14 protein-coding genes are annotated in these 14,686 nt (G+C 69.1%); 9 read left to right on the forward strand and 5 right to left on the reverse strand.

Annotation, left to right across the window (positions count from 1 at the left end):
- Positions 1-32: 32 nt before the first annotated feature.
- Entirely contained in the window at positions 33-815 is a 783-nt protein-coding gene (locus RCO38_RS14140) for a class I SAM-dependent methyltransferase (RefSeq protein ID WP_308328979.1), read from the forward strand.
- Positions 812-1,318 carry a GNAT family N-acetyltransferase gene (locus tag RCO38_RS14145; protein WP_308328980.1) on the forward strand — a complete coding sequence of 169 codons (507 nt, stop codon included), beginning with the start codon at positions 812-814 and terminating at the stop codon, positions 1,316-1,318. The genes RCO38_RS14140 and RCO38_RS14145 overlap by 4 nt, the downstream gene beginning before the upstream one ends.
- Positions 1,319-1,473: 155 nt before the next feature.
- Here the strand turns inward: RCO38_RS14145 and RCO38_RS14150 are convergent, their stop codons facing one another.
- Entirely contained in the window at positions 1,474-2,661 is a 1,188-nt protein-coding gene (locus RCO38_RS14150; RefSeq protein WP_308328981.1) for an acyl-CoA dehydrogenase, read from the reverse strand.
- A 112-nt stretch (positions 2,662-2,773) separates the two neighbouring features.
- Between RCO38_RS14150 and RCO38_RS14155 the strand changes: the two genes are divergently transcribed.
- Both RCO38_RS14155 and msrA read left to right on the forward strand, forming a co-directional pair.
- Positions 2,774-3,661, forward strand: a complete 888-nt coding sequence (locus tag RCO38_RS14155) for a LysR family transcriptional regulator (RefSeq protein ID WP_308328982.1) — start codon at positions 2,774-2,776, stop codon at positions 3,659-3,661.
- Between the two features lie 86 nt (positions 3,662-3,747).
- Positions 3,748-4,275, forward strand: coding sequence for a peptide-methionine (S)-S-oxide reductase MsrA (msrA, locus tag RCO38_RS14160; RefSeq protein ID WP_308328983.1), 528 nt, complete (start codon positions 3,748-3,750; stop codon positions 4,273-4,275).
- Between the two features lie 2 nt (positions 4,276-4,277).
- On the opposite strand, the gene RCO38_RS14165 is transcribed toward msrA, so the two are convergent.
- Positions 4,278-5,156: an EamA family transporter gene (locus RCO38_RS14165; protein WP_308328984.1), complete on the reverse strand. Its 879-nt coding sequence runs from the start codon at positions 5,154-5,156 to the stop codon at positions 4,278-4,280.
- Between the two features lie 285 nt (positions 5,157-5,441).
- Between RCO38_RS14165 and RCO38_RS14170 the strand changes: the two genes are divergently transcribed.
- Positions 5,442-9,290 carry a DUF4347 domain-containing protein gene (locus RCO38_RS14170; protein ID WP_308328985.1) on the forward strand — a complete coding sequence of 1,283 codons (3,849 nt, stop codon included), beginning with the start codon at positions 5,442-5,444 and terminating at the stop codon, positions 9,288-9,290.
- Between the two features lie 14 nt (positions 9,291-9,304).
- Here RCO38_RS14170 and RCO38_RS14175 read toward each other — a convergent pair whose 3' ends face one another.
- Genes RCO38_RS14175 through RCO38_RS14185 form a run of 3 tightly spaced genes read right to left on the reverse strand, consistent with a single transcriptional unit; the run spans position 9,305 to position 11,968 of the window.
- Positions 9,305-10,252, reverse strand: a complete 948-nt coding sequence (locus RCO38_RS14175) for a metal ABC transporter substrate-binding protein (RefSeq protein ID WP_308328986.1) — start codon at positions 10,250-10,252, stop codon at positions 9,305-9,307.
- 37 nt (positions 10,253-10,289) lie between these two features.
- Entirely contained in the window at positions 10,290-11,162 is an 873-nt protein-coding gene (locus RCO38_RS14180) for a metal ABC transporter permease (protein ID WP_308328988.1), read from the reverse strand.
- Positions 11,159-11,968 carry a metal ABC transporter ATP-binding protein gene (locus tag RCO38_RS14185; protein WP_308328989.1) on the reverse strand — a complete coding sequence of 270 codons (810 nt, stop codon included), beginning with the start codon at positions 11,966-11,968 and terminating at the stop codon, positions 11,159-11,161. Before RCO38_RS14185 ends, RCO38_RS14180 begins: the two co-directional genes overlap by 4 nt.
- Before the next feature lie 90 nt (positions 11,969-12,058).
- On the opposite strand from RCO38_RS14185, the gene RCO38_RS14190 reads away from it, so the two are divergent.
- Genes RCO38_RS14190 through RCO38_RS14205 form a run of 4 tightly spaced genes read left to right on the forward strand, consistent with a single transcriptional unit; the run spans position 12,059 to position 14,677 of the window.
- Positions 12,059-12,574 (forward strand): Fur family transcriptional regulator, encoded by a 516-nt coding sequence (locus RCO38_RS14190; protein ID WP_308328990.1) that lies wholly within the window; start codon positions 12,059-12,061, stop codon positions 12,572-12,574.
- Positions 12,571-13,221 (forward strand): ABC transporter ATP-binding protein, encoded by a 651-nt coding sequence (locus tag RCO38_RS14195; RefSeq protein WP_308328991.1) that lies wholly within the window; start codon positions 12,571-12,573, stop codon positions 13,219-13,221. The genes RCO38_RS14190 and RCO38_RS14195 overlap by 4 nt, the downstream gene beginning before the upstream one ends.
- Entirely contained in the window at positions 13,218-14,429 is a 1,212-nt protein-coding gene (locus RCO38_RS14200) for an ABC transporter permease (RefSeq protein ID WP_308328992.1), read from the forward strand. The genes RCO38_RS14195 and RCO38_RS14200 overlap by 4 nt, the downstream gene beginning before the upstream one ends.
- Before the next feature lie 5 nt (positions 14,430-14,434).
- A complete protein-coding gene (locus RCO38_RS14205; protein WP_308328993.1) occupies positions 14,435-14,677 on the forward strand; it encodes a hypothetical protein in 243 nt (80 codons plus the stop codon).
- Positions 14,678-14,686: the final 9 nt, after the last annotated feature.

The raw sequence follows: 14,686 nt of genomic DNA on the forward strand, positions 1-14,686 counted from the left end.
CGACCTGCCGGTCGACCCCGTCTGAAACGACCATGGATTCTCTCGACCTCCTGATCGACCTGCACCTGTCCAACCCCCACCAGGGGCCGGGCGGCGACGCGCAGACCGAACTTGCGCTGCGCCTGACGGGGCTCGATCCGGCTGCGCCGCTGACGGTGGCCGACATCGGCTGCGGCACCGGTGCTGCCACGCTCGCGCTGGCCCGGTTGCTGCCGCGGGCGCACATCACCGCGGTGGACGTGCTGGTGCCGTTCCTGAAGCGGCTGCAGCAGCGCTGCGAAGCGGTGGGCGTGGCGGGCCGCGTGGCGCCGCTGCAGGCCTCCATGAGCGCGCTGCCCTTGGCCGACGCGCAGTTCGACCTGCTGTGGTCCGAAGGTGCGATCTACCACATGGGCTTCGAGAACGGCGTGAAAAGCTGGCAGCGCTTTCTGAAACCGGGCGGTGTGCTCGTGGCTTCCGAACTCACCTGGACCACGGACACACGTCCGCCCGAGCTGCAGGCCTTCTGGGACGCCGCTTATCCCGAAGTCGCCACCGCAGCGGACAAGATCCGCGTGCTGGAGCGGCACGGCTACTCGCCACTGGGCCACTTCGTGCTGTCCGAGACCTGCTGGCGCGATGCCTACTACCGCCCGCTGCAAGCGGGCTTCAATGACTTCCTCAGCCGCCACGGACACAGCGAAGCCGCGCGGGCGGTGGTGGCGGAACACGAGCAGGAGATCGCTCTGTATGAAGCGAACTCGATGTACTTCGGCTATGGCGTGTACGTCGCCCGGCGGATCACATTTCCGCAGACATCCCACCTGTCCCCATGACAACCACCGACCTTCAACTCCAGCGCTGGCAATCGCTCACCAGCGAGCAGCACGAGCGCGTGCTGGCCCTGCACATCTCGCAAGAGCAGATCGAGTTCGCCGGCACCACCGCGCAGGCGGTTTCGGTGTGCGAAGGCGCCTCGCCGGACGAGGTGGCCGGCCTGGCCATCCTTGAATCGGACACACCGATTGGTTTTGTACTTCTCTGCCGGGGTGCCCGGTTGCCGGACTGGGCGCCCGCAGGGGCCGCCGCGCTCAGGGCCATGCGTATCGACAGCCGCGAGCAGGGCAAAGGCCACGGGAAGGGGTCGCTGGCCCAGGTGGCCGCGTGGGTGTCGGAACACTGGGCATCCTGCAAGACGCTCGCGCTCTGCGTGGACGACCAGAACCTGGCCGCCCGGCGCGCTTATGAAGTGGCGGGGTTCACCGAGTATGCGGAGCCGAAGGTTGGGCGGATCGGGTTGGTGCGGTATCTGTGGAGGTCGTTGTCGGGCAGTGCCTGAAAGTGTGCGTACCGATGGCATTTATCAGATGCAGTTGAGGGTGCCGACGAATCAGGGCCTGGCCTCTTCGTTGACATTCAGGTTCGCTCCCTGTCCATGACAATAAAAAAAGGGCTGCCACAGGCAGCCCTTCTTGCTTTACGGGATTGACCCGATCAATTCGCAAACGCCGCAATCCCGGTGATCGCCCGGCCCAGGATCAGTGCGTGCACGTCGTGCGTGCCTTCGTAGGTGTTGACCACCTCCAGGTTCACCAGGTGGCGGGCCACGCCGAACTCGTCGCTGATGCCGTTGCCACCCATCATGTCGCGGCTCATGCGGGCGATGTCCAGCGCCTTGCCGCAGCTGTTGCGCTTGAGGATGCTGGTGATCTCGACCGCGGCCGTGCCTTCGTCCTTCATGCGGCCCAGGCGCAGGCAGCCCTGCAGGCCCAGGCTGATCTCGGTCAGCATGTCGGCCAGCTTCTTCTGGATCAGCTGGTTGGCGGCCAGGGGGCGGCCGAACTGCTGGCGGTCCAGCACGTACTGGCGGGCGCGGAAGTAGCAGTCTTCGGCCGCGCCCAGCGCGCCCCAGGCGATGCCGTAGCGCGCGCTGTTCAGGCAGGTGAACGGGCCCTTCAGGCCACGCACCTCGGGGAAGGCGTTTTCTTCCGGCACGAAGACCTCGTCCATGACGATCTCGCCGGTGATGGACGCGCGCAGGCCGACCTTGCCGTGCACGGCGGGGGCGGACAGGCCCTTCCAGCCCTTTTCGAGAATGAAGCCGCGGATCTGGCCGCCATCGTCCTTGGCCCAGACCACGAACACGTCGGCGATGGGGCTGTTGGTGATCCACATCTTGGCGCCCGACAAGCTGTAGCCGCCGTCGACCTTGCGGGCGCGGGTGATCATGCTGCCGGGGTCGCTGCCGTGGTTGGGTTCGGTCAGGCCGAAGCAGCCGATCCACTCACCGGTGGCGAGCTTGGGCAGGTACTTCTGCTTCTGTGCTTCGGTGCCGAACTCGTTGATGGGCACCATCACCAGCGAGCTCTGCACGCTCATCATGGAGCGGTAGCCGGAATCGACGCGCTCGACCTCGCGCGCCACCAGGCCGTAGCAGACGTAGTTCAGGCCGGCGCCGCCGTACTGCTCGGGGATGGTGGGGCCCAGCAGGCCCAGCTCGCCCATCTCGCGGAAGATGGACGCGTCGGTGGATTCGTTGCGGAAGGCCAGTTGCACACGCGGCAGCAGCTTTTCCTGGCAGTAGGCGCGGGCGGCGTCCTGCACCTGGCGCTCGTCGTCGGTCAGCTGGGCGCTAAGGTGAAACGGGTCTTCCCAGTTGAAGCTGTTCTTGGGGGATGCCATGGTGCGGGTCTCCGTTGAAGGGGTGAAACGTCTTGGTTGGGCGAGATTGTCGGTTGACCATGAATAGCTGTCTAATATTGATTGCCGATTGATCAATACACAAAGCAGATTCATGGAATTCCGCCACCTGCGCTGTTTCACCGTGCTCGCCGAGGAGCTGCACTTCGGTCGTGCGGCCCAGCGCCTGGCCATGACGCAGCCGCCGCTGTCGATGGCCATCCAGCAGCTCGAAGCCGACGTGGGCGCGCGCCTGTTCGAGCGCAACAGCCGCGGCGTGGCGCTCACTGCGGCCGGCCTGGCGTTTCTGCCGCGCGCACAGGCGCTGCTGGAACAGGCGGCACTGGCGGCGCGCGAGGCGCGCGACGTGGGGCAGGGCCTGGCCGGGCAATTGCAGATTGGCTTTGCCGGCACGGTGCTCTACCGCGGCCTGCCGCAGGTGCTGCGCGACTTCGCCGCCGCGCATCCGCGGCTGCGGCTGGCGCTGCGCGAACTCAGCAGCAGCGAACAGCTGGTGGAACTGGTGCACGACCGGCTGGACCTGGGTTTTGTGCACACCACGCGGGTGCCGGCGGGCTTCTCGCAGATCCTGGTGTCCAGCCAGCCCTTCATGGCCTGTCTGCCCGCCAGCCATTCGATGGCGAAGAAGCGGAAGCTGCCGCTGCAGGCGCTGAGAGAGGAGTCTTTTGCCATCGTCATGCGCGCCGTCTCGCCCGATTACCACGACCGCATCCTCGCCGCCTGCGCGGACGCCGGCTTCGAGCCGGCGCTCGCCTTTGAACTGCGGCACTGGCTCAGCGTGGTGTCGGTGATCGCCCAGGGGCTGGGGGTGGGGCTGGTGCCGGCGGCGCTGCAGCAGGCGGGGCTGCCGGGTGTGGTGTTCAGGCCGCTGGAACAGCCACTGGCGCCCTACGACACGCACTGCCTCTGGCGCACCGGCCGCGACCAGTCCGCGCTGGGCGCATTCCTGGCGGCGGTGCGGCAAACGGCCGCGCCGGCGTGAGGGTGTAAGACCCCGCATCCGGTGCGCGACAGAGTCGGGTGCGACACTCGTCGTCGCTTGAACGAACCCTCGGAAAGGACTCTTCGATGGAAACGCTGGTACTGGGTGGTGGCTGCTTCTGGTGCACCGAGTCGGTCTACAAGGAAGTGCGCGGCGTGACCGACGTCGAGTCGGGCTACAGCAACGGCCAGGCGCCGCAGCCCAGCTACGAGGACGTGTGCACCGGCACCACCGGCTGCAACGAGGTGGTCAAACTCGAATACGACCCCGGTCAGGTGAGCACGCGCGAGCTGCTGGAAATCTTCTTCGTGGTCCACGACCCGACCACCCTGAACCGCCAGGGCAACGACGTGGGCACGCAGTACCGCAGCGGCATCTACTTCACCACCGACGAGCAGCGCGCCACTGCGCAGGCGCTGATCGACGAGCTGACGGCCGAGAACGCCTTCGGCCGCCCCATCGTGACCGAGGTGCTGCCGCTGGCGAACTACTGGCCCGCCGAGGAGTACCACCAGGACTTTTTCGAGCGCAATCCCCACCAGGGCTATTGCATGGCGGTGGCGGCGCCCAAGGTGGCGAAGTTCAGGAAGACCTTCGCCGCCCTGGCCAAATAAGCTCAGGCCCGAGCCAGGCGGGCCTGCAGGCGGGGCCAGAGCACGATCACGGCCAGCCCGCCCAGGACGAGGGCGCCCGCACCCAGCTTCCAGCCCGGCAAGGGCTCGCCCAGCGACAGCGCCGAGGCTCCCATGCCGAACACCGGCACCAGCAGGGCCAGGGGCGTGACGGTGGCGGCCGGATGCCGGGCCAGCAGCCAGTTCCAGACGCCGTAGCCGAACAGGGTGTTCCCCAGCGCCTGCCACAACACGCTGCCCCACACCACCGCGTCGGCGCCCTGCAGGGCCGCCGTGATGGCCGGCACCCCTTCTGTCAGCACAGAGATGGCCAGCAGCGGCGGCACCGCAAACGCGCTGCTCCAGACCATGAAGTGCAGCATGTTGACCGGCCCGAGCGACTTCACGACCACGTTGGCACAGGCCCAGAAGAACGCCGCTCCGATCACCAGCCCCAGACCCGCCAGGGTCACGGTGGCGTCCAGATGCGCGGCAATGACACCCAGCCCCGCCAGCGCCAGCAGCAGGCCCGTGACCTGGAAACCCCGCACCCGCTCGCGCATCAGCACCAGGGACATGCCGATGGTGAAGAACACCTGGATCTGCACCACCAGCGAGGCCAGCCCGGGCGAGATGCGGCCCTGGATCGCCAGGAACAGCAGACCGAACTGACCCACGCCCAGCAACACACCGAACGCCGCCAGCTTGCGCCAGGGCGCGGTGGGACGCGGGATGAACAGCAGCCAGGGCAGGGCCGAGAAGGCAAAGCGCAGCGTGGCGAACAGGAAGGGGGGCAGCCCGTCGAGCCCCCAGCGGATGACTACGAAATTCGTACCCCAGACGAAGACGACGGCGAGGGCGAGCAGGAGGTGGGAGAAGGGCAATCGGGGCTCCGCTTGGAAGGGGACGGCAGTGTATCGGCCCGGTCCGGTGCCAGCGGGTCGCGCACGGGCGTGACATTGTTCCGCAAGGGCGTCAGACAAGAGGTTTCAGTCGCTTCAGGCGATCTGTTACAAAAGCATTCAAACCCGGAAAAGACTTGATTTTCCTCAACTTTTTTCTCGTACTGACTTCAGTCCGACGTGCTCGCTGCCGATGAGGTAGGTGTACCGGCATTCCGTTCCAAGACGCCCACAGCGGCGTCGATGCCCGGTGCAGAGGACACAGGCATGAACAAGTCTTACAGGTCGATCTGGAATCCAAGCCTGGGTTGTTATGTCGCGGCGCCGGAGAGCGCCATGGCCCATCCGGCGGGCACCTCGTCGTCGCGCACCGTGCGCAGCGCCTGCCCGATGCGCTCAAGGTCCGCGCTGGTGCTGGAGCCCCGCATCCTGTTCGACGGCGCCATGCTGGCCACCGCCGTCGAAACCGACAGCGCCGAAGTGCCCCAAGCCGAGTCGGCGGACGGGCACGACGCGGCCGGAACCACTGTCAGCGAGCCGCCGGTGGCCGCCTCAGCGGACACCTCCGGCGCCAATGTGACCGAAGAAGCCACCGATGAAGCCACCGAAGAGGCGACCGGAGACACCTCCGAAGACACTGCGCAGGACGCCGCTGCCGAACCCGCCACCACCGACGCAGCCGGTGACGACACGGACGTCGCCACCGCGCCGGAAGAGGCCGCCCGCACCGAGGTGGTGTTCGTCGATGGCCGGGTGAGCGACCCCGGCGCCTTCGCCGCCGACGGCCGCGAAGTGATCGTGCTCTCGACCGGGCAGGACGGCATGACCCAGATCGCCAGCGCGCTGGCCGGCCGCACCGGGATCGACGCCATCCACATCGTCAGCCACGGCGGCGACGGCTACCTTTCGCTGGGCAGCGGCAGCATCACCGCCGAGACCATCCAGTCGACCCACCTGGAGTCGCTGCAGCTCATTGGCCAGGCGCTGTCGGCCGAGGGCGACATCCTGATCTATGCCTGCGACTACGCCGCGGGCAGCGAAGGCCTGGAGGCCATGGGCCTGATCGCCGAGATCACCGGTGCCGACGTGGCCGCCTCCACCGACGCCACCGGCCACGAGTCGCTGGGCGGCGACTGGGCGCTGGAGCAGAGCACGGGCGAGATCGAAACTCCATCGCTGGACATGGCCTGGTGGGAGGGCACACTGCCCGCCTATTCGGGCAGCACACTGGCTTCGAACCTCGCGCTCTCTGGCAGCGCCACCAGCGTGGCGTCCGACACCATCAGCCTGACGCCCAATGCGCTCAGCCAGAGCGGAGCAGCGCAGTCCTCGTTCGAGATCGACCTGGGCACGGACTTCAACCTTTCGTTCAGCGTTTACCTCGGCACCAGCGAAGCGGGGGCCGACGGCGTCACCTTCATCATGCACAACGACCCCGACGGCGCGCAGGCCCTGGGCGACATGGGTGGCGGACTCGGTGCGATGGGCATCGCCAACGGCGTGGTGATCGAATTCGATACCTACTTCAACGGTGCGCCCGACCTGGTGAACGACCACACCTCGGTCTGGGACTCGGACAGCGGCGAGGTGCTGCTGGCCGCGCGGGACCTGATCAACATCGAGACCGGCATGTGGTACCCAGTGGTCGTGACCTGGAGCGCCGCCACCGAAACCCTGTCCTATTCGTTCAATGGCTTCTTCATGGGCAGCACCTCGGGCTTGGTGTCCGCAGGGCGCTTCGGCTCTGGCAGCACGGTGCACTTCGGATGGACGGCCGCCACGGGCGGCGCCATGAACGAACAGGCGGTGCGCATCAATTCGTTCACCGGCGACATCAACTTCGCACCGGTCGCGGTCAACGACAGCTTCACCGCCAGCGAAGACGGCGCGACCCTGCTCGGGCAGGTGCTGGCCAACGACAGCGACCCGGAAGGGGGTGCGCTGAGCGCCTCGCCCTTGAACGCAGTGGGTTCGGCCGGCGGCAGCATCGGCACGGACGATTCGGGCAACCTGGTGTTCATCCCTGGCACCGCGTTCGACGACCTGGCCGTGGGCCAGACGCGCGACACCACCTTCGCCTACACCCTGCAGGACGAACAGGGTGCGACCGCCAGCGCCACCATCACGGTGACGGTGCAGGGGGCCAACGACGCACCCGGTGCCCAGGACGATCACTACGACGTGGCCGAGGACGGTGGCCACACCCTGGGCAGCGTGCGGGCCAACGACAGCGACATCGACAGCGGCGAGATCTGGGCGGAAATCAACACCACCGAAGGCTCCAACGGTGGCAGCTTCAGCCAGGACGATTCCGGCAACCTGATCTTCGTGCCCGGCAGCTCCTTCGACGACCTCGTGGCCGGCGAGACCCGCGACACCAGCTTTTCCTACGTGCTGTACGACAGCGATGGCGGCCAGTCGGCGGCCACGGTGACCGTGACGGTGCACGGAGTGAACGACGCACCTGTGGCCGAAGCCGACCTGTTCGTGGCCTCGGAGGATGCGGCCTCGTCCTTCGGCCGGGTGTCGGTGAACGACTGGGACGTGGACGGCACCGAGCTCTGGGTCGACACATCGGTCTCGGGCACCGGCGACCAGGGCGGCTTCTTCAGCTTCGACGACTCGGGCAGCCTGGTTTTCAACCCCGGCACCGACTTCGACGACCTGGCGGCGGGCGAGAGCCGGGACACCCGGTTTGTCTACACCCTCTACGACGACCAGGGCGCCGGCTCGACCGGCACCGTCACCGTGACCGTGCTCGGGGCGAATGACAACCCGGTGGCCCAGAACGACAGCTTCGCGGCCGACGAGGACTCGGCGCTGTCGCTGGGCAGCCTGGCCGGCAACGACAGCGATGTCGACGGCGACGGGCTGTCCATCGTGCTGCCCGGCACCGTGGAGGGCAGCACCGGCGGCCGCTTCTGGCTGGACGACTCCGGCAGCCTGATCTTCGACCCCGAAGGCGACTTTGACGATCTGGCCACTGGCGAGACGCGCGAGACCTCCTTCACCTACACGGTCGTCGACGGCCTGGGCGGGTCGGCCGAGGCCACCGTGACCGTGACGGTGAACGGCGTGACATCCGACCCGGTGCAGGACCCGCCGCCTCCCGGCGGGGATGAGACCGGTGTGATCACCGAGCCGCCCAGCTATCCCAACGAGATCGTGTTCGTGGATTCGCGTGTGCCCGATCCCCAGGCCTTTGCGCTCGACGGCCGTGAGTTGGTGATCCTCTCTTCCGAGGCCGACGGCCTGGTCCAGATTGCCAGTGCGCTGGCCGGTCGCAGCGGCATCGAAACGATCCATATCGTCAGCCACGGAAGCGAGGGCACGGTGACCCTCGGCCTGGGCGACATCGATGCCAGCAACGCGCAGGCCGACCAGATTGCGGCCCTGCAGACCATCGCCCAGTCGCTGACAGTGGAGGCCGACATCCTGGTCTACGCCTGCGAGTTCGCGGGCGGCGAGGCCGGCCTCAACGCCATGCTGCTGCTCTCGCAGTACACCCAGGCGGACGTGGCCGCCTCGTTGTTCGTCACCGGCTCGCCGTCGCTGGGTGGCAACTGGTCGCTGGAGGCCACCGTGGGCTCGGTGGAGGCCACCGCCCTGGCTCCGCAGAACTGGAACCACCTGCTGGACGTGCCGCAGGCGCCGCAGCACGCCGAGGCCACGCCGGTGGCCAAGCGCTTCTTCCTGACCCCGACGGACGGCAACACCCAGGACCGTCCGGCGGACGGTCTGCGCCACATGCACGGCGGCAGCGACGGGCCGCGTGCGCTGTCGCCGGAGGCCACGGGTGCGGTCCGGGTGCAAGGGCTCGAAACCGTCCTGCGCGAGCGCGTGGCCGCGGCGCAGCCCCTGCCGTCCACCGATGTGGCGGCGGCCGTGCCCGGCATCGAGGTGCCGGCGCCCGCCGCCGATGCCGGCCACACAACGGTCTGGCCGCTGGAGCGCACGCCGGTCTGGGTCGCCTCGCCACCCTGGCTGGAAGAGCTGGCCACTGCAGGGGCCGAGACCGACGAGACGACGCACGCCGCCCCCGGCTTCCGCGCCCAGCTCGGCCAGTTTGCCCAGTGGGGCGGCGGCCGGCCTCTCACACGCGCCGCCCGCGCCTGAGGCGCCACCGTGGCTCAGTGGCCGAGCACGGCCCGCGTCATGGCCTGCGTGTTGGCGCGCATCATGGCCAGGTAGCTGGCCGCCGGGCCGCTGGCGTCCGACAGCGAGTCGGAGAACAGCGCGCCGGCCGGCTTCACGCCCGTCTCGCGGCCGATCTGTTCGATCAGGCGCGGGTCGGAGACGTTCTCGACGAACAGGGCCTTGATGTTTTCCTTCCTGATCTGCCGAACGAGCTGGGCCACGCCTTTGGCGGAGGCCTCGCTGTCGGTGCTCACGCCCTGCGGCGCCAGGAACTTCACGCCGTAGGTGTGCGCGTAGTAGCCGAAGGCGTCGTGCGAGGTGATGAGCTTGCGCTGCCCGGCCGGGATGGCCCCCCAGGCGGCCTTGATCTCGGCGTCGAGCGCCTTGAGCTGGCCGGTATAGGCCTCGGCGTTCTTCTGGTAGCCGTCGCAGCCCGCGGCGTCGGCCGCACACAGGCCCCTGGCGATGTTGGCCACGTAGGTGATCACGTTCGGCACCGATTGCCAGGCGTGCGGGTCGGCCTCGCCGTGGTCGTGGTGGCCGTGCGGGCCTGCCTTGTGGTCGTGCTCGTCCTCTTCGGTCCGCAGGGGCTTGATGCCCTGGCTGACCACCACCGGCTTGCCTTTGTAGCCGGCGGTGGCCAGCAGGCGCTGCATCCAGCCTTCAAAGCCCAGTCCATTGGCAAACACCACCTGCGCCTGCGCCACCTGTCGGGCATGTGAGGGCGAGGGCTGGAACACGTGGGCGTCGGCGCCGGGGCCGACCAGCACGTCCACCTGCACGCGCTCGCCGCCGACCTGGCGCACCAGGTCGCCGAGGATGCTGAAGCTGGCCACGGCCTTGACGGGGGCGGTGGTCTGGGCCTGGCCCAGCGGGCTGAAAGCGAGCGCGCCCAGCGTGACGACAGAAGCAAGGGCGCGGCGACGAAGGTGCTGTGACATGGTGAGGTTCCTGGAAGAGGCGGGAGGAGAAAACGGTTCAGGCCCGCAGGTGGTACGGGCGGCTCAGGCGCTGGCGCAGCAGACCGCGCGGCGCGAAGGCCATGGACAGCAGGTAGACCCCGCCCAGGCCGAGCACGATGACCGGGCTGGTGGGCCAGTCGGCGTGGTAGGACACCAGCAGGCCGGCGATGGATGTGAGCAGCGCGAGGCCGGTGGCCACGGCCACCAGGGGGCCCAGGCGCCGCACCCAGAAGCGGGCGCTGGCGGCCGGCAACACCATGATGCCCACGGCCATCAGCGTGCCCAGCGCATGGAAACCGGCCACCAGGTTGATCACCAGCAGGGCCAGAAAGCCGACGTGCGCCACGGCGCCCAGACCGCTCACCTGGCGCAGGAAACCGGGGTCCAGGCATTCGAGGATCAGCGGCCGGCGGATCAGGAACAGGGTGGCCAGCGTCACGCCGGTGATGCCCCAGAGCAGCGCCAGCGCCGCGGCGTCGAGCGCCAGCACGGTGCCGAACAGCACGTGCAGCAGGTCCACATTGTTCCCGCGCACCGAGACGATGAGCACCCCCAGCGAGAGCGAGATCAGATAGAACGCGGCCAGGCTGGTGTCTTCGCGGATCAGGGTGTTGCGCGCCACCAGGCCGGAGCCGATGGCCACCGCCAGGCCGGCGACGATGCCCCCCACCGTCATGGCCGCCAGTGACAGGCCGAACAGCAGGTAGCCAATGGCCGCGCCCGGCAGGATGGCGTGCGCCATGGCATCGCCCGTCAGGCTCATGCGCCGCAGCATCAGGAAGACGCCGACCGGCGCCGCCGACAGCGCCAGCGCGATGCAGCCCAGCAGGGCCTGGCGCATGAAGGCGAATTCAAGGAAAGGGCCGAAGACCAGGCTACCCTCGTTCATGGCGCGGCCTCCAGCACCGCCGTGTGCGGATGCGTGTGCGGGTGGTGTGCCACCCCTTCCGGCGGGCCGGCCTCGCATTCGCCGGCCTGCTCGTCAAACGGTTCGCGCAGCGACTGCGCGCGGGCCCGGTTCGCAGCGGTCAGCACCTCGGCCGTGGCGCCCCAGGCCACCGGCTCGCGCGCCAGCAGCAGGGTCTGCGGAAAGTGGTCGCGCACCTGCGCGAGGTCGTGCAGCACCGCGATCACCGTCTTGCCTTGCCGCTGCCAGTCGTGCAGCAGGGCCAGCAGGTCGGCGGTGGTGCGCTGGTCCACGGCGGCGAAGGGTTCGTCCAGCAGCACCACCGGCGCGTCCTGCAGGATCAGCCGTGCGAACCGTGCGCGCTGCAGCTGCCCGCCGGAGAGCGTGTCCAGCCCACGCCTCTCGAAGCCCGAGAGGCCGACCGCGGCCAGCGCGGCGTCGCACCGCTGCCGGTGCGCAGCGGTGAAGCGCCCCAGTGCGCCCACCTGCCGCCACAGGCCGGTGGCGACCATGCCGCGTACGTCGACGGGAAAGCTGGCGTCCAGCTCGCTGTGTTGCGGCAGCCAGGCGATGTGCCCGCGCCGCAGGCCTTCGATGTGGCCCGACAGCGGGGTCAGCACGCCGGCCAGCGCCTTCACGAGGGTGCTCTTGCCCGCACCGTTGGGGCCGACCACGGCCACCAGCGCGCCGGGTTCGATGTGCAGGCTCAGGTGGTGCACGGCGGGGTGCCGCTCGTAGCCCAGCGTCAGGTCGCGCAGGGTGATGGTGGGGGCGGGGAGGCCGGTCATGGATCAGGGCAGGGCTTGTGTAAACTGTTGCAACTCAATTGCAATAGCGTGGATGTTAACGCAACATTGTTGCAATAATGGAGGCCTGCCATGGCGATCCGACCCAGCCCCAAAGAACCAGTGACCGTGCCGGCCGAGATCCAGACCCGTCTGGAAGCGGCCGGCCTGCGCCGCACCCTGGCCACGCGCGCGGTGCTGGGCCTGTTCCTGGCGAACCCGCAGGGCACGCTCAGCCATGCCCAGGCCCTGGCCTCGCTCCAGACGCGCGGGCTGGACATCAACCGCGTCACCCTCTACCGGCTGCTGGAACGCCTGGCGGCCTGCGGTGTGCTGCAGCGCCAGACCGACGACGACGCGCGCACCTGGCGCTTCCGGCTGTCCGACCTGGGGGACGACGGCGCGGCGCCGCGCTTCGAGTGCGACGCCTGCCACCGCCAGTTCCGCCTGGCCGGGGCGAGCGAGCCGACGCGGGCCGTGGCCGACGAGCTGATGCGCACGCTGGCCGGTATGGGGCACCGCGGGCTGCGGCTGGACATGGCCGTGCACGGCACCTGCGCCGACTGTGCCGATCCCTCGGGCAACCCGGCGACGGAGCCGCACCGGTGATCGAGACGCGCAGCCTGGCCTTTGCCTATGCGCAGGCACCGGTTCTGCGCTTCCCCGATGTGACCGTGCCGCAGGGCGGCACGCTGCTGCTGCGCGGGCCCTCGGGCAGCGGCAAGTCGACCTGGCTGGCCCTGGTGGCCGGCCTGCTGACGCCGGCCTCGGGCCAGGTGGTGGTGGCCGGGCAGGCGGTGCATGCGCTGGCCGGCGCCGCGCGGGACGGCTGGCGCGCGCGCACCCTGGGTTTTCTGCCCCAGAAGCTGTTCCTCAGCGAGGCGCTGTCGGTGGCCGACAACCTGGGGCTGGTGTTCTTCGCCACCGGCCAGGCGGTGGACCACGGCGCCATTCACCGCGCGCTGGCCGCGCTGGACCTGTCCGCGCTGGCGGGCCGCAAACCTTCGCAGCTCTCGGGCGGCCAGGCGCAGCGGGTGGCGCTGGCGCGGGCACTGCTGTTGCAGCCCAAGGTGCTGCTGGTCGACGAACCCACGGCCAGCCTGGACGACGAGGCCTGCGCGGCCGCGCTGGACCTGCTGCAGCGCAGCGCCGCCGCGGCCGGCGCGACGCTGGTGATCTCGACCCACGACGCGCGTGTGGTGCAGGCCCTGCCGGAGGCGCAGACACTGCGGCTGGCGCGGGAGGGCACGGCGTGAAAGTGTTGAGCCTGTCCTGGCGCTACCTCTGGTCGCGCCCGCTGTCCACGGCGCTGAACCTGCTGCTGCTCACACTCGGGCTGGCCTCCATGGCCTTCGTGCTGATCGCGCAGCACCAGGTGGACAGGGCCTTCGAGCGCGACCTGCAGGGCATCGACGCGGTGGTCGGCGCCAAGGGCAGCCCGATGCAGCTGATCCTCGCCGGCGTGTTCCACATCGACGTGCCGCCGGGCAACATCCCGCTGGAGGAGGTGAAGAAGCTGCAGGCCCACCCGCAGGTGGCGCAGCTGATCCCGCTGAGCCTGGGTGACAACCTGCAGGGCTTTCGCATCGTCGGCACCACGCCGGACTATGCGGCGCACTACGGCGCGACCCTGGCGCAGGGCGCGTTCTGGACCGCGCCGATGCAGGCCGTGCTGGGGGCCCAGGTGGCGCGCAGCACCGGTCTGGTCTCGGGCCGGTCCTTCGTCGGCGCACATGGCCTGGGCAGCGGCGGCGCCATGCACGGCGAGGCGCTCTATGCGGTGAGCGGCGTGCTCGCGCCCTGCGGCTGCGTGCTCGACCGCCTGGTGCTCACGGCCACCGAATCGGTCTGGAAGGTGCACGACGACATGCACGCCACCGAGGACATGGACGAGGAAGACCGCGCGGCCATCGAGGCCGACCGCGAGATCACGATGGCCCTGATCCGCTACCGCACGCCGCTGGCCGCGGCGAGTTTTCCACGCTTCATCAACGACAGCACGCCCATGCAGGCGGCCTCGCCGGCGGTGGAGATCACGCGCCTGCTGAGCATGGTGGGCGTCGGCACGCGCGTGCTGCAGGGCCTGGGCGCGGTGCTGCTGGCGGTGGCCGGGCTGTCCGTGTTCATCGCGCTCTGGGGCGCGGTGCGCGAGCGCCGGCACGACCTGGCGATGTTGCGCATGCTCGGCGCGCCGCCGGCCCGCGTGGGCGCGCTGGTGCTGTGCGAGTCGCTGTGGCTGGCGCTGATGGCCTGCGCGCTGGGTCTGCTGTCGGCGCATGGGCTGACCGCGCTGATGGGGCAGATGTTGATGGACCAGCAGTCGCTGGCCATCACGGGCTGGCAGTGGGTTCCCGCCGAAGGCTGGGTGCCGCTGCTGGCCCTGGGGGTGGCGGTGGTGGCGGCGCTGGTGCCGGCCGCCAGCGCCTATCGGGTCGACGTGACCCAGTTGTTGAACACGAGGTGAATCCGATGAAAAAAGCCGTTCTCTTCCTGGCCCTGTCGGCTGTCATGACGACCGCCGCGGTGGCGCAGCACTCCGACAAGGAGCTGCAGGAAGACATCCAGCGCCACCGCGCCATGGCCGCGGCCCACGAGGGCGCGGCCAAGTGCCTGGAGAGCAAGAAGGACGAGAAGGTCTGCATGGCGGAACTTCAGGCGGCCTGCAAGGGTCTGGCGATTGGCAAATACTGTGGGATGAAACACGGGCACTGAGACCCAACC

Source organism: Hydrogenophaga pseudoflava (genome assembly GCF_031020795.1).
Lineage (GTDB): Bacteria > Pseudomonadota > Gammaproteobacteria > Burkholderiales > Burkholderiaceae_C > Hydrogenophaga > Hydrogenophaga pseudoflava_A.

What these genes read in the sequence shown, in the direction of transcription:
- RCO38_RS14205 (WP_308328993.1), top strand. Translation starts at nt 14,435, where the DNA reads ATGAAAAAAGCCGTTCTCTTCCTGGCCCTGTCGGCTGTCATGACGACC.
- RCO38_RS14140 (WP_308328979.1), top strand. Translation starts at nt 33, where the DNA reads ATGGATTCTCTCGACCTCCTGATCGACCTGCACCTGTCCAACCCCCAC.
- RCO38_RS14185 (WP_308328989.1), bottom strand. Translation starts at nt 11,968, where the DNA reads ATGACCGGCCTCCCCGCCCCCACCATCACCCTGCGCGACCTGACGCTG.
- RCO38_RS14190 (WP_308328990.1), top strand. Translation starts at nt 12,059, where the DNA reads ATGGCGATCCGACCCAGCCCCAAAGAACCAGTGACCGTGCCGGCCGAG.
- RCO38_RS14150 (WP_308328981.1), bottom strand. Translation starts at nt 2,661, where the DNA reads ATGGCATCCCCCAAGAACAGCTTCAACTGGGAAGACCCGTTTCACCTT.
- RCO38_RS14170 (WP_308328985.1), top strand. Translation starts at nt 5,442, where the DNA reads ATGAACAAGTCTTACAGGTCGATCTGGAATCCAAGCCTGGGTTGTTAT.
- RCO38_RS14180 (WP_308328988.1), bottom strand. Translation starts at nt 11,162, where the DNA reads ATGAACGAGGGTAGCCTGGTCTTCGGCCCTTTCCTTGAATTCGCCTTC.
- msrA (WP_308328983.1), top strand. Translation starts at nt 3,748, where the DNA reads ATGGAAACGCTGGTACTGGGTGGTGGCTGCTTCTGGTGCACCGAGTCG.
- RCO38_RS14155 (WP_308328982.1), top strand. Translation starts at nt 2,774, where the DNA reads ATGGAATTCCGCCACCTGCGCTGTTTCACCGTGCTCGCCGAGGAGCTG.
- RCO38_RS14175 (WP_308328986.1), bottom strand. Translation starts at nt 10,252, where the DNA reads ATGTCACAGCACCTTCGTCGCCGCGCCCTTGCTTCTGTCGTCACGCTG.
- RCO38_RS14145 (WP_308328980.1), top strand. Translation starts at nt 812, where the DNA reads ATGACAACCACCGACCTTCAACTCCAGCGCTGGCAATCGCTCACCAGC.